Source organism: [Flexibacter] sp. ATCC 35208, from assembly GCF_001975825.1.
GTDB lineage: Bacteria > Bacteroidota > Bacteroidia > Chitinophagales > Chitinophagaceae > Chitinophaga.
On the sequence record NZ_MTKN01000034.1, the window covers coordinates 15,207 to 38,807 of the forward strand.

The 23,601-nt window shown below is 45.6% G+C and carries 5 protein-coding genes; all 5 read left to right on the forward strand.

Features of this window, described 5'->3' with window-relative positions:
• The first annotated feature begins 79 nt into the window (after positions 1-79).
• The 5 genes from BW716_RS20590 (at position 80) to BW716_RS20610 (ending at position 23,600) form a co-directional block, all read left to right on the forward strand.
• Positions 80-6,160: a non-ribosomal peptide synthetase gene (locus tag BW716_RS20590; protein WP_083725479.1), complete on the forward strand. Its 6,081-nt coding sequence runs from the start codon at positions 80-82 to the stop codon at positions 6,158-6,160.
• A gap of 11 nt (positions 6,161-6,171) precedes the next feature.
• Positions 6,172-7,035, forward strand: coding sequence for a sulfotransferase family 2 domain-containing protein (locus tag BW716_RS20595; RefSeq protein ID WP_143708940.1), 864 nt, complete (start codon positions 6,172-6,174; stop codon positions 7,033-7,035).
• Between the two features lie 31 nt (positions 7,036-7,066).
• The gene (locus tag BW716_RS20600) at positions 7,067-8,038 is read left to right on the forward strand and encodes a 2,3-diaminopropionate biosynthesis protein SbnB (RefSeq protein WP_083725483.1); all 972 of its coding nucleotides are present in this window, start codon (positions 7,067-7,069) and stop codon (positions 8,036-8,038) included.
• A 519-nt stretch (positions 8,039-8,557) separates the two neighbouring features.
• The gene (locus tag BW716_RS20605; RefSeq protein ID WP_179091203.1) at positions 8,558-10,897 is read left to right on the forward strand and encodes an outer membrane beta-barrel protein; all 2,340 of its coding nucleotides are present in this window, start codon (positions 8,558-8,560) and stop codon (positions 10,895-10,897) included.
• A 250-nt stretch (positions 10,898-11,147) separates the two neighbouring features.
• Positions 11,148-23,600 carry a non-ribosomal peptide synthetase gene (locus BW716_RS20610; protein ID WP_083725487.1) on the forward strand — a complete coding sequence of 4,151 codons (12,453 nt, stop codon included), beginning with the start codon at positions 11,148-11,150 and terminating at the stop codon, positions 23,598-23,600.
• Position 23,601 lies beyond the last annotated feature (1 nt).

A 23,601-nucleotide genomic window follows, 5' to 3' on the forward strand; every position in this document is an offset into this window, starting at 1 on the left:
ATAGTATACAAATGAAAATTCTTGTAACCACTAAGAGTTAACTCCTTATCCACTAAAGAAGTATTCAAACGGAAATATTATGGACGTCTTTTCTGGTTATCGCTTGTCTCCTCAGCAGCAGCAAGTATTTCAGTCACAGCAGTACCGGCCTTTACCTCATGCCCAGTTAGCTTTGCGTATAGCAGGCAGTTTCAACAGACAAAGGCTGAAAATGGCCGTACAAAAAGTTATTGAGCAGGATACTGTGTTCCGCACTGTTTATGTCAAATTGCCGGGCACGGAATGGCCTGTGCAGATTGTAAATGATACTGCCGGGTTTATTTATGAAGAGCATAATACAGATGGTACTCCTAACGCGCAGCAGTTATTGCTGACAACTGCATCGCAGCAGGTGTTTGATCTTGAACAGGGACCACTGATACGAATTGATGTTGCGGCGGCATCGCAGAATACTACTATTATTGCGGTAACCATCCCTGCAATTTGTGCAGACTATTGCAGCGTTTCAATATTAGCCGATCAACTAATTTTGGGTTACCTGACTGTCGGCCAGGAACATTTATCAGCTGATACAGATGTGCTTCCTTATCTTCAGTTCTCCGAATGGCAGCATCAGTTGCAGGACGCAGAAGAGAAAGTTGAAGGATTGGCCTATTGGAATAATAAAGCGGCGGAAAAGCAATTGCCGTTATTACCTTTTGACAGGGATCCACAGCAACAGGAGGGATATGTACAGGCTACATATCAAGTAACCATACCGCTTAGAACGCAGTTGGCAGCTTTTGACCAGGAGCGGCTGGAAGCTGCCATGGGACTTTGCTGGCACTGGATGTTGTGGCGCTTTAGCGGCTGCCAGGAAGCCGTAACAGGGCATATAAATACTGGTCGTGATTTTGCAGAGCTGAATCAAACGTTGGGGCTGCTTTCCAGGTGCCTGCCAGTGGCTATTTCATTAACACCTGTAACGCCTTTCCATGCATCGCTGAATGCTTATATCAGCATATTACAGGCAAACGATGAGCATAAGGTTTATTATATGCCGCATGGGAATCCTTCTCCACTACCATATATTTTTGAATACCAGGACATGCCGCTGCGTTTCAGGGGAATGAGTGTGGCTGATGCGGATACTATTGAAATACTTCAGCGCCAGGCATCACCGGAAGCCACAAAAATACAATTGCGTTGTGTGCGGGAAGCGGATGAATGGCGGCTGGTTTTCTGTTATAATCAGCGTGCATTCAGCGAAAAAAGTATACAGTTGCTGGCTAGTATGTATATCTGCATACTGGAACAGTGCCTCGGTAACCCGGCTGTTACACCTTCATCCATGCAGTTGCTGGGGGATGATGAATTGCAGCTGATCATGCAGCAGTTCAATGATGTCCAAACCATTTTTGAAGATGGAGACCTTACTATAGATGAACTTTTTGATAAACAGGCGGGTCTGTATGGGCAGGCTCCTGTTGTGACAGCTGGTAGTACAACTCTTACCTATGCCGATTTGCAGGCGAAGGTAAATGCATTGGCTGCCTATCTTGTAAATGAAAAGAAAATAATGCCTGGTAGCCTGGTGGCATTGATGTGTGAAGAGCGCGAACATATGGTTATTGGTATATTGGCTATTCTTAAAGCAGGAGCGGCCTATGTACCGCTAGATCCTGCCAATCCTGAAAAGCGCCTGCGGTTTGTGCTGGAAGACAGTAATGCCGCATTGCTGCTTACTCAGCGGTCGCTGGTGCATCATGCTGCTGGTTACACCGGTGATATGCTTTACCTGGAAGATGCTTCATGGCAACAATCCGGGCTTACTGTTTTAAATGGGAAGCGTACACCGGAATCTATAGCCTATGTGATATATACCTCTGGTACTACAGGTAAACCCAAAGGTGTGCAGATAACAGACCGTTCCCTGGTGAACTATGTGTGCTGGTTAAAAAGCACCTTCGGCCTGGAGGAACAAGATAGTGGCGTGTTGCTATCTTCATTTGCGTTTGACCTGGGCTATACCAGTATATGGGGCACGCTGCTGACCGGCGGTCATCTGCATCTGGTACCTGAAAGCATGGTAAAACAGCCGGATGCGCTGGTGCAGTACATAGCAGCACAAGGGATTACTTTTATCAAAACAACCCCTTCACTGTTTCATGTTATTACACATGCTTCCAATGCGCAGTTACTCGCCGGCAGTAAATTGAGGCTGGTATTGACAGGTGGTGAACCTATCCGGGTACGCGATCTGGAAGAAATTGTGCGGATTAAGCCCGATATAGCGCTGGCAAATCATTACGGTCCTACAGAAACTACCATAGGCACCGTTGCTACGTTAATAGATACCAGGCAGTTGCAGGCATATGCCGTTCAGCCGGTGATCGGTCGCCCTGTTGCAAATAGTTATATTTATATACTCGATGAGCAAGGTCACAGTGTGCCACCGGGTATTGCGGGTGAGTTGTGTGTGGCAGGTGTGGGCCTTGCAAAAGGATACCTGAACCGCGATGTGCTGACGGCTGAAAAGTTTGCCGTACATCCATCTACCGGCCAGCGCATATACCGTACAGGTGACCAGGCCTACTGGACGGCAGAAGGTAATATTCTTTTCACCGGTCGTATAGATGACCAGGTGAAAATTCGCGGTTACCGTGTAGAGCTGAATGAGGTGCAGTCTGCGCTGGCACTATACCCTGCAGTAAGACGGGTGGCGGTGATAGCAATAGACAATGAAGCATTTGGAAAAGAGCTGGCGGCATATTATGAAAGTAATGGATCACCAGCCGCGCAGGATCTGCGCAGTTTCCTGTCTGCTTCGTTACCAGAGGCTTTTATACCCAGTTATTTTATACAGGTGAAAGAGTTGCCGCTTACAGCCAATGGTAAGCTTAATAAGGCTGTTTTGCCGCCGGTGCAACTTATTGATGATAGCGCCTATGTAGCGCCCCGGAATGAGACAGAAGCTCAAATGGCTGTCCTTTGGCAAACATTGCTGGGGAATCCCAGGATAGGTGTGGATGATGACTTTTTTGATATGGGCGGACATAGTCTGAAAGCCATACAACTGGCTACGCATATCCACAAACAATTCAATGTTAAAATTGAGATAAGCAGGATATTTGCCCACCCTACTATCGCGCAGCTGGCAGTGTTGGTGCAAAATGCCATTACCCAGCAATTCCAGCATATTATACCGCTGGAAGCCAGGGGGCTATATGAGTTGTCCCACGCACAAAAGCGGCTATGGATAATGAGCCAGTTCGAAGATGGTGCTGCCGCTTATAATGTACCAAGTGCCACATTACTTGAAGGGCCGGTCGATACAGTTGCTTTTCGCTGTGCGCTGGAAACGCTGGTTGAAAGACATGAGAACCTGCGGACGGTATTCGTAACGAAAGACGGTCACCCTATGCAGCTTATATTGCCAGCTGATGCCAGTGGTTTTGTCATGCAGGAAAAAGATCTGCGGAGTATTAACAATGCGGCAGAACTGGTAAAAGAATGGATGGCAACAGATACGTGCACACCTTTTGACCTCGAAAAGGGCCCTTTGCTGAGGGCCATGCTTTTGCGCCTGGAGGAAGAGCAGTATCTGTTTATGTTCAATATACATCATATAGTAAGTGATGGATGGTCGAGAGGATTGCTGGCCCGCGAACTATTATATTTCTATCGTTTATATGAAGCCGGTGAAGGGCAGCCCCTGCCTCCTTTACGCCTGCAGTATAAAGATTACGCAGCCTGGCATAATGGGATATATGAAATGCATGCAGCATACTGGCAGCAGCTATATAAACATCATATACCGTCATTGGATTTTCCGGCGGATTTTGAGCGGCCTGCAGTTTTATCCTTCAGTGGTGCTTACATACAGCGTACGCTTTCTGCAGATAGCACCATGCACCTGAAAAAGATGGCACAGGCACATAATACGACGCTCAACAACCTGCTGTTTGCATTATATGGTATGTTGCTGGCACATTATACAGGCAAGGAGGAAGTGGTACTGGGATCGCTTGTATCAGGCCGCAGCCATGTAGATCTGGAAAATATGTTGGGTGTGTTCATCAATTTCCTGCCTATTCGTCTGAAAACTGATATGGGAACCCGTCTGGAAGATTATGTGCGCGAGACACATGCAGTACTCATGCAGGCTTACCAGCACCAGGATTATCCGTTTGACCTGATGGTAGAACATTGTATACACGAGCGTGATATGTCGCATAACCCGTTTTTCGATACAATGGTGAACTTTCATTCAGAGAGTGGAATGTCGGGGCAGGGCGTTACTGCTGGCGGCACACTTGATGGTACGCAGGTTCGCATCCGTCCATATTTGCCAGGCAGACAGGATGAAGTACATGCCGTGCTGGATTTTAAGCTGGATATACATCCTGTTGCAGATACCCTGGAGTTATATTTTTCCTACAATAGTAAATTGTTTACACCGGCCCGCATGGAAACTTTCCTGGACCGCTACGTGGTGCTGCTGGAAAGTGTGCTTGCCGACCCTGCAAAACTGCTGGCAGATTATTTCTCTTGGAATGTTTCAACTGCTGTGGCGCCTGTTAATATCTGTTCAACATTTGTGGCAGAACCGCTGGAGGAGTATATGCAATACTGGAGCCAGGAGCTTGAAATGGGATTGCAGATCAATTTTGCACCCTATAACCAGGTTTTTCAGCAGCTATATAATACAGACAGTTTGCTTTATAATGCCGATGGCATCAATGTGCTGCTTTTGCGTGTGGAAGACTGGATCCGGGATGTGCGTGATTGGTCAGCGGAAGAGCAGGTTACCCTGTTGGAACAGGCAGCTGAAGAATTAAAGAAAGCGTTTAATTATAGCCGGGAGCATATGTTTGTGACCTGCCTGGTAGGACTGGCACCCCTATCACCTGCAGCAGGATATGCGCCGGAAGTAGCGGCAGCACTGGAGTTGGCGAACAACACGTTATTAACCTTTTTCGCAAATAAAACCGGTTGTTACCTGGTTGATATGGAGGAAGCGGCCAGCCTGTATGCCGTAGAGGAAGTGTTTGATACCAGGTCGGACGAAGTTGGACACATACCTTTCTCTACAGAATACTATGCTGCATTGGGTACCCTACTGGCCAGGAAGGTACGAGCCTGCAAGGCTACGCCATACAAGGTGATAGTATTTGACTGTGATAATACTTTATGGAAAGGTATATGCGGAGAGACTGACGCACGCGGGGTAGAGATAGATGAAAATTTTAAAGAATTGCAGCGGTTCTTGCTGAAAAAATATGAAGAGGGTTTCCTGCTTGCCATTGCAAGCAAAAATAATGAGGCGGATGTATGGGAGGTTTTTGATACCCATCCTGATATGGTATTGAACCGCTCACATATAGCTGCACACCGCATCAACTGGGAGCATAAAGCCTTGAATATCGGCAGCCTTGCCAGGGAGCTTAACCTGTCAGCAGACAGTTTTATTTTCCTGGATGACAGCATGTTTGAGATAGAACAGGTATCAGCTGCATATCCCGATCTGTTGGCGCTGCCATTGCCCGGAGATGCTGCTGGAATACCGGGTTTCCTGTATCATAACTGGGCTTTTGACCGCCTGCATATAACTGCTGAAGACCGTGAGCGTAATAATATGTACAAGGCAGAAAAAGAGCGGAAATCAGCGCAGGAAGAAAGCAGGTCTATAGCAGCGTTCATGCAGTCGATGAACATACGCGTATATATGGATCCCCTTGCAGAAGTAGATGTAGAACGTGCTGTACAACTCACGCTGCGCACCAATCAGTTCAACCTGAATGGTAAGCAGCTTAGCAGCGCCGGCGTACTGGAATATATGAAAGATAACAATGGTATACAGCGTATTATAAAGGTTGAAGACCGCTTTGGCAACTATGGGACTGTAGGCTTATTACTGGCCGGGGCCCACAATGGCCGTTTACTTATAGATACGTGGTTGTTAAGTTGCCGTGTACTGGGCAGGGGAGTGGAGGATATCGTGCTGGAGCACCTGCAGGCATATGCTGCAGCCAACGGTTTGTATACATTGGAAGCTGACTTTATACCTACCGCAAAAAATAAACCTTTCAGCCAGTTCCTGGAGCGCACTGGTTGGGAACCAATACCCGGCAGTCACACTCTGTCATTACCAGTAGATGCAAAACAAACTGTTTGTTAAAAAGATTGGATATGGCAAAGACCTTCGATAATTACCCTATTATTTTTACACATGTACCGCGCAGTGGCGGCACTACGTTGGTGTCGGTAATGAGCAGCCGTTATTCCAGGAACGATCAGTTCTTTTTTTATGTAAGGGAGCGGTCGGGCAATACAGATGAAGCACTGAAGGAGTTCGGCACTATCCCTGCGCAGCAGCGCAATAAAATGAAACTACTGCAGGGGCATACAAGCTTTGGGATACATGAAGGGTATGAAAACTACACTTATGTTACACTGCTGCGCGACCCAGTAGAAAGGATTATTTCCTACTATTACTACATCCTGAAGTTGAAGGACCACTATCTGCATAACATACTCATGGCTAACAAAATGAAGTTGGAAGATTTCGTGAATAGTGGCCTGAGTGCGGAGCTGGATAATATTCAGACACGTCAGATTTCAGGCATACGCACCAAAGGTGGTGAAAAATGTAACCGCCAAATGCTAGAAACTGCCAAATATAACCTGCTGCACCATTACAGAATATTTGGTATCACAGAACGGTTTGACGAAACCCTGTTGTTAATGAAGCAGTATTTTGGATGGAACTATCCATTTTACACAAAACTGAATACGATCCGTAATAAACCGGCGAAACACCAGATTTCAAAGCGCGCACTTGAACTGATACAAGCCACGAATGCATATGACCTGGAATTATATGATTTTGCAGTAAAGGAATTTGATAAGATTATTGCAGATGAGGGTACCCGCTTTCGGTATCACCTTGAAAAATTTCAACGTTATAATTCATTGCTGGATAGGATAAGCCGGCCTTATAATGGCTATATGGGGTATTCGCTCTGGAATTGTTATGTAAAACTTACCCGTTAAACCGTTAATCAAACTTTAGTAAACTTTTATTATGTTATACCTGAACAGGAAGGCGCTGGAATACCTTGGTATTAACTGGCATGAACAGCTTTCCGTTATCCGCAACACCCTGCATATTTTAAAAGAGAAGAATGTGGCGCAGCCTATCAAGCCATACCTGCGTTACCGTGATATGGCGAACCGCATAATAGCTATGCCCGCCTATGTAGGTGGTGATATTTCTATGGCAGGCATTAAATGGATTGCCAGCTTTCCGGGTAACATTGAAAAAGGTCTGATGAGAGCGCATGCGGTTACAATTCTTAATGAGGCAGATACCGGTCTTCCATTATGTGTTTGTAATACAGCACTGATAAGTGGTATACGTACGGCTGCGGTATCAGGTGTATTGTTGGATGCTTACCTGCAACAGCGTTCGTCACAGCAGGCGTTTCGTGTTGGAATAACCGGGTTTGGTCCCATTGGGCAGTTGCACCTTCAAATGCTGGCTGCCGTGGCTGGTGACAGACAGCTGAATATCCGCATCTTTGATCTGAAAGGAGTAGATGAGCGCAGGATTCCTGATGCCCTGCAGGGGCAGGTAACTGTTGTTGACAGCTGGGAAAAAGCTTATGAAGATGCAGACATTTTCATGACCTGTACAGTATCCAAAAAGCCATATGTAAACCTGCCACCTAAACCCGGGTCGTTGCAATTAAATGTATCATTACGCGATTATACTGCGGCTTACAGGAAGTGGGTGCAGCTGATGATAGTAGATGATTGGGAAGAGGTGTGCCGCGAGAATACAGATATTGAAAATATGCACAGGGAAGCAGGACTGGAAGAAAAGGATACAGTCACACTTACATCCGTCATCTGTGACAATCTGTTGCAACACATAATGCCGTCGGATGTAATCATGTTTAATCCTATGGGTATGGCAATATTTGATATTGCAGTAGGAAGTTATTATTATCACCTGGGGATGAAAAAACAGGCGGGGGTACTATTGGAAGATTAATGATTAAATTTTGTGGGGCTCACTAACAATATTTATGCAAACAATTAAATTATGGTTGGTAGTGTCGGATTTAAAAAAAATGTTTAATTTGAGTCTTAAGGAAGTCAAAATAACCAAATCGTGATGTAATTTATTAATACAACAGAATATCTGTTACCATTATGAGAGCAAGTTATTGTTTCATTTTTTTTGCTTAATAGTGTTACAACTGTTAGAAAACCCAATTAGTAAATTATGTTAATCCATGTGTGAGAGATACTATTAACCATTTATGTCTGCATACCCGATTGTTAGCCGGATGTAGATTCATTTTTTAACACAATTTGTTTTTAATTATTGAGTCCTATGTTTTTTAAAAGCCCTCCGGCTACATTTTCACTGAGAATGAGAAACTCATATTACTGGTTTTCAAAGTTATACAGCACACAATCAGGATTGCTTACAGTCAGGCAATTGCTGTTAATGTTATTGCTTTGTACACCATTATTTTTGAAAGCTCAATCCGGGATTTCAGGCACTATGTCAGATAGCGTTTCAGGTAGTCCTATTTCATTTGGTACAGTACGTTTGTTGAAAGCAGCTGGCGCAGGTTTTGTCAGCGCTACCCGCACTGATTCTATTGGCCATTTTATATTACAGGATATTAAACCGGGGAATTACTACCTTGAAATTACTTACCTGGGTTACAAACCTTATCGCAGCAAGCCAATGCAGTTGCAGGATAAAAGTGAGGTGCTGGTCCTGGGAACGATTTATATGCAGGGTGATAAGAAGAACCTGAATACTGTCACGGTATTGGGCAAGCAGCAGTTTATAGAGAAAGGTAATAATAAACTCATCTTGAATGTAAGTAACAGTGTGCTGGGTGCCAGTAGTACTGCCAATGAGCTTTTGCAACAGGTACCTGGCCTGTCTGCTACGGATAATGGGCAGATGCGGCTGAATGGAAAGGCCGGTGTGACAGTAATGGTTGATGGCAAGATAAGTCCTCTGCCTGCCGGTGAGCTGGCAGCATTCCTGCAAAATATGCCAGGAGGAAGTATATCGAGAATAGAAGTCGTCTCGAACCCTACCGCAGGCTACGACGCTGCGGGACGCGGAGGTATTATAAACATCATTACAAAAAAGAATACAAAGGCCGGTATTAATGGTTCTGCTACTGCAGGTTACAACCAGGGTATTTATCCTAATCTGACCGGCTCTTTCCTGGCCAATGCCAGAATGGGCCGTTTTAACTTCTTTGGCTCATATAGTTACAACCGGATGCGTAAGGCGGTAGACTTTAAACTTGATCGTAACGTACAGGCTGATGGTCCACTAAACTTTCACCAGGAAATGTATTTCCGGCCGCTGTTCAATAATCATGTAGCTAAAGCCGGGCTTGATTTTGAGTTGGATCATACCAGTTCTATAGGTTTTACTTTTGACATCAATGCCTTTCGCCGTGACCGTACCATTGATGATATTACGCACATAAGTGGCCCGAGTTCCAAAACGGACTCTATTTATGAAACGAAAACGAGGAACATCAAACATCTTACTAATACAGCCTACAATTTTTATTATACAAAGCGGTTTGACAGTCTGGGGCATAAGTTAGAGATCAATTACACGTATTCCCGTTTCAATAACCTCGATGACCGCTTTAGTTATAATTATTATAGCCGGTCTGATGGGAGTGAGTTAAAACCTTCCAATGCGCTTCGTAATAACGTACCTTTTGTTGTAGCCAACAATGTTTTACGTGCTGATTACACGCTGCCGTTTAACACTTCAACTACACTGGAAGCGGGGGTAAAGGGCGGCTGGATAAAACAAAAGAATGACCTCATATATGATTCTCTTAGTGGTGGTCAGTTTGTAAATATCCCGGATTTTAATACTCATTTTACCTACGATGAAAGTATTCTGGCCGCATATGGGAATCTTTCAAAGCGTTTGGGCAAATATGATTTGTCTGCCGGTGTACGCCTGGAAAGGACTTCATCCAGTGCTGACTTTGTGACGTCTAAACTGAAAGTAGCGTATAATTACCTGGATTATTTTCCCGGTCTGAGCGCTGCCCGCAAGTTCGGTGAGCATAGTCTGAAGTTAGCTATGAATAAACGGATAGGCAGGCCTTCCTACCAGGACCTGGATCCCACACTCATTTATTTCAACCAGTATTATTACCTGCAGGGAAACCCTTCCCTTACACCTGAATATACGCACACCTATTCTTTTTCCGATATCTGGAAAGGAGATTATGCTATTACTCTGAGTTATGCGAGAACTACCAATCCACTCGTCAGCATTCAGGAAATAGAAGAGGGAACCAATGTCAATATACTCTCAGTAACCAATCTGGACGTGCTGAATAACCTGTCGTTATCAGTGGATATCCCGGTGACTATTACCAAATGGTGGAGTTCCTATAATAACGCATACTGTTATATCGATCAGACAAAAGCGGATAACTATCTGGGGGTACCTTATGATCGTCATCTTTCAGGTTATGGTTTCAGTACCAGTCATACTTTTACAGCACCTGCCAACTTAAAGTTTGAAATGCAGTTTAAATATGATTCGCCCCAATTGTTTGGTTTTAATAAAATGGATGCCATCTATAATCTTACGGTAGGGGCCCAGAAAGGCATACTCAAAAAAAAGGCGAATATTAAGTTAAGCGTATATGACCTGTTAAACTCAATGAAGTTTGTTTACCGGTATGATTATGCTAATGTTAAAGCCACTGAAGCACGTTATGTTGATTATCGCCAGTTGCGTGTTTCATTCACATATAATTTTGGAAGTAAACCAGCAAGGAACCGGAAGAGTAGCGAAATGGATAACGGGAATGAACGTTTGAAAATTCAATAGGAGAAAGCAAGCACAAGGAATTATTTACACCATAATAAAGCAGTTATGTAACCTGTAATCTTAAATTATACCCAAAACAGGTATTATATCTATACCTGGTTACCCATTTAATTCCTACAGGAAGTACAATTTTATGTATCCGGAGGCTAAAGCACTCTGTAAGGTAATTTTTTCCCTGACAGTACATGTCCATCATATGTAAAATGACGGAGCAGGTGATGTCATGCCATGATTATGCAAAAAAATTCTGATGAAGAAGGAAAATTTTATAAAGACACTGGCAGGAGTTACTGCTAAAGATTTGGTGAAACTGCCCCGCACCAATGAAAAAGTACCTGTTGCCAACACGACTTATTTAGCACCCGGGAATGCAGTGGAAGAGGATTTGCTGGTGATCTGGAATAACCTGCTGAACCAGGATGGGTTGGGTATACACCACGATTTTTTCCGTTCGGGGGGTAATAGTATTAAAGCTACACAGCTGGTATCACGTATAACTAAACATTTTCAGGTAGATATCAGGCTCACTGATATTTTCAGGAACACCACTATAGAAAAACAGGCCCTTTTGATTCAGCTGCAGGAAAAAGTGATGCAGCAAACGATACGTCGCCTGCCACAGCAGGAGGACTATGCTGTATCACATGCACAACGAAGGTTATGGTTTATCAACCAGTTTTCGGAAGGGGTTGCTACCTATCATATACCGGTGGCTGGTACTATAAAAGGAAACCTGGATAAAACCGCATTTTATAAGGCTTTTGAATTGTTGCTGGCAAGACATGAGAGCCTACGCACTGTGTTCAGTGAGATAGATGGAGAACCCCGGCAGCGTATACTGCATCCTCCGCGGATTAGTGATTTTTTGCAGGAATATGATGCGACATGTGGTCATATTAACGGTCAGACAACTGAACAGCTGTTAGCCGCCTTTATAGCTGCTCCATTTGACCTGGAAAGCAGTTTGCCTGTCAGGGTGGCCCTGATCACTATCGCTGCTGATGAACATGTGTTTGCATGTGTTATGCATCATATTGTGAGTGATGGCAGCTCTATGGAAATACTGATGAAGGAGCTGGCGGCGGTTTACAATGCATTGTGCCAGGGAAAGGAAAATCCTTTATCACCACTGGAGGTGCACTACCGGGATTTTGCGGCCTGGCAGCAGGAACTGTTATCTGGCCAGGACAGCAATGTACACCATCAATACTGGTTGCAACAGTTCAGTGGCGAAGTACCTGTATTGGAGTTACCTACTGATTTTTCAAGACCTGTTGTAAAATCCTATAAGGGTAATGTGTACACACTGCAGGTTGACAGTAGTGTGCATAAGACGTTAATTGATACCGCCAATCGTTCAGGAGCCAGTTTGTTCATGGTATTGCAGGCTACGTTGTATGCCTTGTTCTACCGTTATACGGGCCAGGAGGATATCGTGCTTGGTACTGTTACTGCCGGGCGGGATTACAGTGACCTTGAAGAGCAGGTAGGGCTCTATGCCAATACGCTTGCTTTGCGTACACGTTTTTCAGGAGAAGATAATTTTGACATGCTGCTCGCAGCTGTAAAGAATACTACGCTACAGTCTTTTGAGCACCAGCAGTACCCGTTTGATCAATTGGTCGGAGAGCTGAAGCTGGCAAGAAATTTAAGCCGTTCAGCATTGTTTGATGTGATGATCGTACTGCATAACAACCGTACTGCGCTGGCCAGCGACTTCTCCTTTAATGGGGCTGTGCTTGAAAGTTATGCGTTGCCTGCTACTTCCAGTAAGTTTGATCTTACCTTCAATTTCCGTGAGTTGAATGGTATACTGATGCTAAGCATTGAATATGATACTGCGCTATTCACCCCCGGATATATCCACCGGATGGCAGACCATTGGCAAACCCTGATCAAAAGCGTGGAGATGGGTGTCGGGGAGCCGCTGTCCAGGCTTGATTATATGACGGAACAGGAGCGGAACCTGTTATTATATACCTTGAATGACACGATGGTTCCACCAGTTCCTCAGACCACGGTACATGCATTGATTGAAGCGCAGGTAATTCGCACCCCAACAGCCATTGCACTCATCACGGGGGATGGCGTGTTTAACTACCATGAGCTGAATATAGCAGCGAACCGCTTCGCTCATTATTTGCATAAGAGCGTGGGCTTGCAGCCCAACGATCGTATTGGAATACTGGTAGATCGCTCTGCGCACATGCTGATTGCTATGCTGGCGGTAATGAAGGCTGGCGCGGCATATGTGCCGCTGGATGCTGGTTACCCGGTGGACCGGGTTGCCTACATTGCAGAGAATAGCCGTATTACCAGTCTGTTGACGGAAAGAAACAAGCAGGAATTGTATGAGCAGCTGCCTGTTAAGTCGATTTGTTTAGAAGATATCTGGCAGGAGCTGGAACAATATCCTATTAATAATTTAGAACAGCAGCAGTCCAGAGAAGACAGTATGTATGTACTGTATACCTCCGGTTCGACCGGGTTGCCTAAAGGCGTGGACATTCCACACCGTGCTGCGCTGAACCTCTTAACAAGTATGCAAAAGGAGCCTGGTATTGATGCCAGCGATGTACTGCTGGCCGTTACTACCTGTGCATTTGATATTTCGGTACTGGAGCTTTTCCTGCCATTAATCAGTGGTGCTGCAGTGAGACTGGCGTCTGCCTCAGAAAGCAAAGATCCTGCACTGCTCAACGCTATACTGGATACAGGTACATGTACTATTATGCAGGCTACTCCCAGCACCTGGCGTATGCTGATAGAACAGGGCTGGCAGGGCACAACCGGATTAAAAATCCTGTGCGGGGGAGAAAGGTTATCACCTGAGCTGGCGCAGAGCCTGTTACAACGGTGCGGATCATTGTATAACGTATATGGGCCCACTGAGACTACAGTCTGGTCGGCTGTTAATGAAATAACTACGGCAGGAGTCCGCATTACCATTGGTAAACCTATTGCCAATACACAGTTGTATGTGCTGGACCAGCATCGTGCGCCAGCGGCCACCCTGGTAGCCGGTGAGCTATATATAGGGGGCACAGGTTTGGCAAAAGGTTATTTATTCCGCACTGAGCTTACAACAGAACGTTTTGTAGATAATCCATTTATAACCGGTACCAGGATGTACCGTACAGGTGATATTGCCCGCTGGCTGCCAGAAGGCCAAATAGAGATCATGGGCCGTGTGGACGAGCAGGTGAAGGTGCGTGGTTTCCGTATTGAGCCGGCTGAAATTGAAACGGCGATATTAAAATATACCAGTGCCGGCGAAGCTGTGGTAGTAGCAGATACTACTACGGGCGAGCCGGTTTTAGTGGCATATGTGGCAGGCAGCATTACTGAAGATATATCAGATATGCGAAATAACCTGCGCAAAGTATTGCCTGAATATATGTTGCCAGCCTATATAGTTCCGCTGCCGGAACTGCCACTTACGCCTAATGGGAAGGTGAATAAAAAGGCATTGCCTGGTGTGAAGGAGATGCAGACACAATTACAAACAACATATACTGCACCCCGTAATCCCCAGGAACAATCAATGGTAAATATATGGTCTGAAATACTGGGTCTTTCACGTATTGGTGTAGATGATAATTTCTTTCAACTGGGTGGACATTCATTGAAGGCTACCCAGGTAGTGTCGCGTGTGCACCAGCAGATGGGCATACGTCTGCACCTACAGGATATCTTTATACATCCCACTATCTCCGGCCTGTGTAGCATTTTACAAGAGCGGAATAGTATGACTGCATGGGCTATTGAACCTGCCATTCCGCAGGATAGTTACCCCCTTTCAGATGCGCAGCGCCGTTTATGGATACTTCAACAGTGGGAACAAACAGCCAGCGCTTATCATATGTCCAATGCCTTTTACCTGGAGGGACAGCTGAATATTGATGCATTGCGTTTAGCTTTTAAGACATTGATAGTGCGTCATGAAAGTCTGCGAACAAGATTCGAAGTATTGAACGGTGAGCCCAGGCAGGTGATTGTAGGCCCGGGAGATATCACCTTTGAACTGGAATACGAGGATCTGCGCAACAGCGTGGTATCATCCCAGGATATTCAGGCCAGGGTAACTGCAAATGCCCACGAACTATTCAATCTGCAGCAGGGGGCACTAATCCGTGCCCTGTTGCTGCAGACAAAAGATACCGGTTATGTTTTTGCGCTTACCATGCACCATATTATCAGCGATGGATGGTCTATGGGTGTTATGGTACGGGAAGTATTGGCTATGTATGAAGCATTCCGTACCGGTATGTCATTACCTTTTCCTCCACTGGATATTCATTATAAGGATTATACCATGTGGCAGCAGCATCGCCTGCAGGAAGAGGAGATACAGGAAACCCGTAACTACTGGCTGCAACGTTTCGGGGATGATATTCCTGTGCTGGAGTTACCGCTGAATCATGAGCGTCCTGCTGTTAAAAGCTACCGTGGAGAAGCTGTGAAATTTGTAATAGAAGAATCGCTGGTTAAAGCATTGGAGGATGTGGCACAGCAGCAGGAAGCCACCTTGTTTATGGCTTTGCTGGCAGCTACCAATGCCTTGCTGTACCGCTATACCGGTCAGGAAGATATTGTGATTGGCTCGCCGGTAGCCGGCAGAGCGCATGCCTCCCTGGAAAGCCAGATTGGTTTTTATGTAAATACGCTTGCATTGCGCACGCGTTTCAGTGGCAACAGCACTTTTTATGACCTACTGCATAATTCCCGGACCACCTCGCTGGAAGCCTATGAGCATCAGTTATACCCATTTGATCAGTTGGTGGATGAGCTGAACCTGGAGCGTGTCATGAACCGCAATCCTTTATTTGATGTGATGGTGGTATTACAGAATACCAATCTTGACAATCGTCCACTACCTGCTTTACAGGAGTTGGAGATCAGCAGTTATACGATGGAGCACCGTGTAAGCAAATTCGATTGGTGGCTGAGTTTTAGTCGTCGTGAGAATGGACTCTCTGCCATGCTGGAATATGATAGCGCACTGTTTACCAGGGAGAGTATGCTACTGGTTACCGAACACTTCAGGAACCTGCTGGCATTGTTAGTAAAACATCCCGGGAAGGCTGTCAGCAGTCATGCTTATCTCACACCAACTGAAATAACCAACCTGCTGCAGGTATTCAACAATACAGTGTATCCTTTTATGGTACAGGAAACGCTGGTATCGCTGTTTGAAAAAACAGTCACTCATCACTCCGGTAACATTGCCCTCGTGGCCGGCAACACTACTTACACCTACAATTCGCTGAATGAAACTGCCAACCGACTGGCACATTACCTGCGTGATGGTCTGCATGTGCAGCCGGATGAGCCGATAGGTTTACTTCTCGATCGTTCTCCTGCTATGGTAATTGGCATGCTGGGTATTTTAAAAGCAGGCGGCGCTTATGTGCCTATTGATCCTGAATATCCGGAAAACCGGATCCGCTATATTGTGGAAGATAGTGGGTTGCGTATTCTCATTACGCATCCTCAGCAGCGCATTGTCAGTGAATTGCCCTGCGAAAAGATATTGCTTACAGACGATCTGCAGGTGCTTGCATCCTGGCCGGGTCATAACCCCGAACCAGTTATTACGCCGCACAACCTGGCTTACATTATTTATACATCTGGTTCTACCGGACAGCCCAAAGGGTGTGAACTCGAGCATCGTAGTATTGTGAACAGGATACAGTGGATGCAGGAACACTACCGTTTTACTGCGGATGACCGTATACTTCAGAAAACAGCTTATGTATTCGATGTTTCGGTTTGGGAATTTTTCATGACGCTTTGTTTTGGGGCCAGATTGGTGCTGTGCAGCCGCGATATGGTTTATTCGCCGCAGGCGCTGATAAATATAATCAACCGTGAAGGTATTACCACCCTTCATTTTGTACCTAGTATGTTTAATACTTTCCTATCCGTACTGGCACAGGAGAGTAACTGTAACATGGCTTCGCTGCGTCATATATTTACGAGCGGGGAGGCATTGCAGCTGGAAAGTGTTCAGCAGCATCACCGACTGTTACCGGCAGTGAAACTTCATAACTTGTATGGGCCTACGGAAGCAGCCGTGGATGTTACGTATTTTGAAACTGATTCAGGGACAGAGAAAGTATTGATAGGTCAACCCATTTGGAATACTGGCGTGTATATATTGGACAGGCATGGAAACCTGGTTCCGCCAGGTATATATGGGGAAATTCACCTGGGCGGTATTGGGCTTGCCCGTGGTTACCGTAATAAGGGTGCCCTCACAACAGAAAAATTTATACCCCATCCATTTGCGGAGGGAGAGCGCTTATACAAGACTGGTGACGTAGGCCGCTTTTTACCAAATGGTTTAATTGAATATGCCGGCCGGAACGACGACCAGGTAAAGATCCGCGGGTACCGAATAGAACTGGGTGAGGTGGCAGCTGCTATTCTTAAACACCCGGCTATTGACCAGGCTGTGGCATTGACAATTGGTAGCTCGCAGGAAGAAAAAAGCCTGGCAGCCTACCTGGTATGTAGCTCTGATGCCCTGCATGTATTGGAGGATACAGAAAACATGCATGCAGAAAGGGTTGCTGAATGGCAATCAATATTTGAACATACTTACCGTGAGGAGGAAGATAAAAGTATAGACCCACTGTTTAACATTAAAGGCTGGAATAGCAGTTACACAGGATTGCCTATTCCGGCAGAAGAAATGTTGGTGTGGGTAAATGATATTGTAAACACTGTATTACATTACCAGCCTGGAAATGTACTTGAAATAGGTTGTGGTACGGGCTTGCTGTTATTCCGGATAGCACCGTATACACAGCGGTATGTGGGTACGGAAATTTCTGCTGTAGCCATAGAGTATCTGACGGAATGTATTCGTACCATTCCCGGAAGTTGGGATCATGTAACCTTGCTGCAGCGGCCTGCGCACCTGTTAAGTCACCTGGAGACGGCAAGTTTTGATACGGTCCTCATTAACTCTGTTATCCAGTATTTTCCTAATGCCAGCTATCTTACAGATACCATAGCTACTGCTATCCGTTTATTGCGTCCCGGAGGTCAGCTGATAATAGGTGATGTGCGCAGCCTGCCGCTGGCGACCCAATTCCATGGTAGTGTGGCTTACAGCAAAGCCGCAGCTTCGACCACGGTAACCGCACTTCAACAGCAGATACTTACAGTACTTGATCATGAGAAGGAATTGCTGGTAGATCCTGCTTATTTTATTTCCCTGCAGGAGCAGTTGCCAGGTATTGGTTGGGTTGAAATAGTGCCTAAAAAAGGAGATTACGAAAATGAATTGAGCCGTTTCCGGTATCAGGTTATAATACATGTTTCGCAAATGCCTGCAGCAATTCCTGCATTCACCTGGCTGAACGATGTAACGCTGACTGATTTAAAGTTACATCTTGACACTGCTCAGCCCCGTCAACTCGGCATTGCTGCAGTACATAACAGCCGTTTACAGGAGAGTAACCTGCTGATGAAGGAGCTGGCGGCTGCGCATGCAACAGATGCTATTTCCACACTTCATGAGAGGATGGCGCAAACTGTTGTACCGTTAATGGATGAAAGGGCTGTGTTGGAGCTGGCTGCTGCTGCTAATTATAATGTTTATCTGGGTTGGGGCAGGCAGCAAGATGGCGGATGCTATGATATTATTCTTACCGCTGATTCTAATAAAGGAGCCATCTTACCTTCCATGTTATATTACGAGCTACTACGGCAGGATTTAAAAGCAGCCCGGGGAGGAGCATATACAAACAACCCGATTTCCCAACAACTGAAAGATAAACTTGTACCGGCCCTAAGAAGTTTCCTTAAGATGAAGGTGCCGGAATACATGATACCAACATATTTTACCTTGCTGGATAAATTTCCGTTAACCATTAATGGAAAACTTGATCGCAAAGCACTGCCATCGCCTGTAGCCGCACGTGCAGTTGCGGGTGCAGTTTATGTAGCACCCCGCACTGAGCTGGAAGTACAGCTGGCGGTTATCTGGAAGGAGGTGTTAAAGCTGGATACGGTGGGTATTTACGATAACTTCTTTGACCTGGGTGGTCATTCTTTGAAAGCGACACAGGTAGTGTCCCGAATGCATCAGCAATCAGGTATAAGACTTGACCTGCGCACCCTGTTTAGTTTCCCGACTATTGCCGGACTGGCAGTAGCGTTGGAAGGACACACAAAAGAGGTGTTTGAAACCATACCGGTAGCCACCGCACAATCTTCCTACCCACTGTCAAACGCACAGCGCAGGCTTTGGATGCTGAATGAATGGGAAGAAGCTGCGCTGGCCTATAATATGAGCAGTGCATATGCGCTGGAAGGGCCACTGGATTTAGCGGCTTTGCAACAGGCGTTTACCTGGCTGGTGAAACGGCATGAAAGTATGCGCACACGTTTTGTAAAAGTAGCCGCTATGCCACGGCAGGTAATCATCCCCGTAGCTGATGCAGGTGTCCAGTTAAAGTATGTTACAGCGGAAGTACAGGATGTGAAAGCAATGGTTCGTGCACATGCTTCACAACGTTTTGACCTGGAACAAGGGCCGCTCATCAGTATTTTACTGATACATGTGACTGATACACAGCATGTGTTGGCGCTTAACATGCATCATATTGTCAGCGATGGATGGTCAATGGATGTGTTAATGAAAGAGTTGATCACGCATTACGTAACAGGTCAACCACTGCCATCCCTGCGTATCCAATATAAGGACTATACCTTGTGGCAGAATAGCCATCTGACCGGCGCCAGCAATCAGTATCACAGAACTTACTGGTTACAGCGTTTCAATACGGCAGTACCGGTTCTGGAATTATCACTTGATTTTACCAGGCCACCGGTTAAAACCTATCATGGAAATAACATGCGGTTTAACCTGGATGCCGCCACTACAAATGCCTTGCGACAGTTGGCAAATGCTTCCGGCGCCAGCACTTTCATGGCATTATTGGCAGTGGTAAATACACTGTTGTACCGTTATACCGGACAGGAGGATATTGTGATTGGTTCACCGATTGCAGGACGTCATCATCCAGACCTTGAAGATCAGGTAGGCTTTTATGTAAATACGCTGGCACTGCGTACCACGTTTAGTGGCAGCGCCACCTTCACCGAATTGCTGGATAGAGTCAGAAAGGATACATTGGATGCTTATGAACATCAGATCTATCCTTTCGATAGTCTGGTAGAAGAACTACAGCTTTCCCGTGATACCAGCCGCTCTCCATTGTTCGATGTGATGGTTGTATTGCAGAATACTGGTGATAATACGAGCCAGCTTCCTGCTGTCAAAGGTCTTTCAATATCACCTTACAGTGCAGGTAGTGCCGGTATCAGCAAGGTAGATCTGAGCTTTTATTTTCATGAAACAACAGACGGGATGTCGGTAAATATTGAGTACAACACTGATCTGTTTATGCCAGGGCGTATAGAACGTATGTTCAGTCATTTTGAAGGTCTGTGTCGCGCGGTGACTGCCAATAAAAACGTTCCCCTGCAGCAGCTTGACTATTTACCTGCGGCGGAAAAGGAGAAGCTGTTGTTTGCATTTAGTGGTCAGCCACTCGCATATCCTGCGCATAAAACGATGCAACAGCTGTTGGAAGAACAGGCATTGCTTACACCTCATCATACTGCTTTAGTAACTGATACGGATGTATTCACTTATGAAGTATTGAATAGAAGAGCCAACCAGCTGGCGCATTATATACTGGCCCACCCACATTTTACTCCTGGTGCATTGGTTGGGCTGATGACAGCACGCAACGACTGGATGGTTGTGAGTATGCTGGCCGTATTAAAGGCTGGTGCTGCCTATGTGCCTATAGATATAAATTATCCGCCAAACCGCATTCATTACATTTTACAGGATGCAACAGTACAGCTGATATTGACCAGTAACAAGGAGATGACCGCATCTTATGTACAGGAAGGTGTGGCGTTGCTGGAATTAAATGAGGCATTGCAAACTATCCTGCAAGCTTATCCTGTTACAAACCCGGTGACGGAGACCGATTCAGCGGCTGTAGCTTACTGCATTTATACCTCTGGATCTACAGGCCAGCCTAAAGGAATTCAGTTAACTCATCGCAATGTAGTTGCCTTTCTTTACTGGGCTATTCAGGAGTTTGCGACAGACGATTTTAATACGGTATTTGCCACAACCTCTTATTGTTTCGATCTGTCAGTCTTTGAGATATTCTATACACTTTGTACGGGAAAATACATCCGGTTACTGCAATCTGGAGCTGATATTATCCATTTCCTGGATAAGGATGAAAAAATACTGCTCAACACAGTACCGTCTGTGATAGATAATTTACTGGCCGCCGATGTGGACTTCAGCAGGGTGAACGTGATCAATGTGGCCGGAGAGCCGGTACCATTACACTTCCGCCAGCAACTTGACTATGAAAGGATTGCTGTCCGCAATCTGTATGGTCCTTCCGAAGATACTACGTACAGCAGCTGCTACCGCTTTGCTGCAGGCCACAACAATATACCTATTGGTAAGCCGATAGCCAATACTCAGTTTTATATCCTGGATGCACAGCAGCAATTATTATCTGAAGGAATTACAGGGGAAATTTGCATAGCAGGTGACTGTTTAAGTATGGGATATTTAAACCAGCCGGAGTTGAATGCACGGCAGTTTATACAACATCCGACCTTACCGGGTAAACGCATTTATCGCACCGGTGATCTTGGCAGATGGCTGCCAGATGGGAATATGGAATACGTTGGCCGTCTCGATTTCCAGGTCAAGGTACACGGCTTCCGTATTGAATTGGGCGAAATAGAAACTGCATTGTCGAGGTATCCCGGCATCCGCCATAACGTAGTTGCTGCTATAAAAGACAGTAACGGTAAGCAGCAGCTGGTAGCCTGGTTGCAGGCGGAGAAGGACAATGTACCTGAAATATTGTCCCTGCAGTTTTACCTGCGCAATTGTCTTCCGCAATTTATGATTCCTTCAGCGTTTGTTGTGCTGGAGGAATTTCCATTAAACCAAAACGGGAAAATTGACCGTAAGCGCCTGCCTCTGCCAGATGAGAACATAACAGAAGATAGTGGTTACACCGCACCGCGTAATGAAATAGAAATGCTGCTGGCAACGGCATGGCAAAAGGTATTGGGCAAACAGCGTATAAGTATTCATGATAATTACTTTAACCTGGGAGGAGATTCTATTCGTGCTATACAGATAATCGCTCACCTGCATGGTAAAAAGCTTCTGCTGAAGATGAGCGATTTTTTCCAATATCCTACCATTTCTATGCTGGCGCCGAAAGTAATGATAGTAAGCGTTATGGCCAGCCAGGAACCTGTTACCGGTGAGATACCGTTTACGCCTATACAGCTTGATTTCCTGGCGAACAGTACACCCGGATACCTGCATCATTATAATCAGGCTGTAATGCTATATGCGCCGGAGGGATTTGATAAAAGCGCTATAAAGGCTGTGTTTTCCAAAATTACTGCGCATCACGATGCATTGCGGATAGTATTACAACCCAAGGCAGATGGTGAATGGCGACAGCAAAACCTGGCCGTTATGCCGCTGCACCTGGAAGAGCACACCATTACTAAAAGTGAATTGACAGCTCTTGCCGATGCATTGCAGGCAGGTATTAACCTGGAAGGAGGCCCTTTAATGAAACTGGCGTTGTTTCACTTACCTGATGGCGACCGTCTGCTGATAGCAGCACATCATATGGTCATAGATGGTGTATCCTGGCGCATACTGTTTGAAGATATACAACGATTGTATGGTCAGTATATGCGGCAGGAGGCATTGGAGCTCCCTTATAAAACGGAGGCATACAAGGTGTGGGCTGAACAGCTGAAATTATATGCGGGTACTGTAGCTGCCATGGAAGAGCAACACTATTGGCAGCAGATAACCTCAGCGACAGTGCCGGCCATTCCATGTAAAGGATCAGCTGAGGACAACCTCGTGAAGTATAAGGAGAAAAAAGGATTCCGCCTTGACCAGCAAGAAACGGCTCAGCTACTTACGGAAGTGAATGCAGCTTTCAATTCACAGATCGATGATATACTGCTGGTAGCACTGCTAAGGGCTATTTATAAAATGTATGGTTATACGGCTACAGCCATTGCACTGGAAGGTCATGGCCGGGAGGAGATCTTACCCGGGATTGACGTAAGCCGTACTGTCGGCTGGTTCACAGCCATATACCCGGTAATATTTAACTGGGATGAGCAGCTAGAATTGTCTCGCCACATTAAGGTAGTAAAGGAGCACCTGCGCAAAATTCCTAACAGGGGGATTGGATATGGTATCTTAAAATACCTTGGTGCGGCCACCAACAAGGAATTGTTTAACCTTCAACCGCAGATAAGCTTTAACTACCTGGGGCAGTTTGACGCTGACCTGCAGCATCACCTCTTTACTATTGCACCGGAAACAGCCGGCGCACTACAGGCGCCTGAAGCCCGCCGGCCGCATGATTGGGAGGTAACCGGTATGATTGCCGGGAATTGCCTTACCATGTCAGTTTCCTTCAGCAGCAAACAATACGATATGAATCATATGGAAGCATTTATGCAGTATTATAAGGAAGCCCTGCAGGATGTGATCGCACATTGTTTAAGCAGGGAAACGACAGAGTTAACACCCAGCGATTTTACCTATAAACATTTATCCATTGATGCAATAGATAATTTATTTGATTAAC

Excerpts from the sequence above, each read along its gene's own strand:
- BW716_RS20605 (WP_179091203.1), top strand. The coding sequence starts at position 8,558 with ATGTCAGATAGCGTTTCAGGTAGTCCTATTTCATTTGGTACAGTACGT.
- BW716_RS20595 (WP_143708940.1), top strand. The coding sequence starts at position 6,172 with ATGGCAAAGACCTTCGATAATTACCCTATTATTTTTACACATGTACCG.
- BW716_RS20600 (WP_083725483.1), top strand. The coding sequence starts at position 7,067 with ATGTTATACCTGAACAGGAAGGCGCTGGAATACCTTGGTATTAACTGG.
- BW716_RS20610 (WP_083725487.1), top strand. The coding sequence starts at position 11,148 with ATGAAGAAGGAAAATTTTATAAAGACACTGGCAGGAGTTACTGCTAAA.
- BW716_RS20590 (WP_083725479.1), top strand. The coding sequence starts at position 80 with ATGGACGTCTTTTCTGGTTATCGCTTGTCTCCTCAGCAGCAGCAAGTA.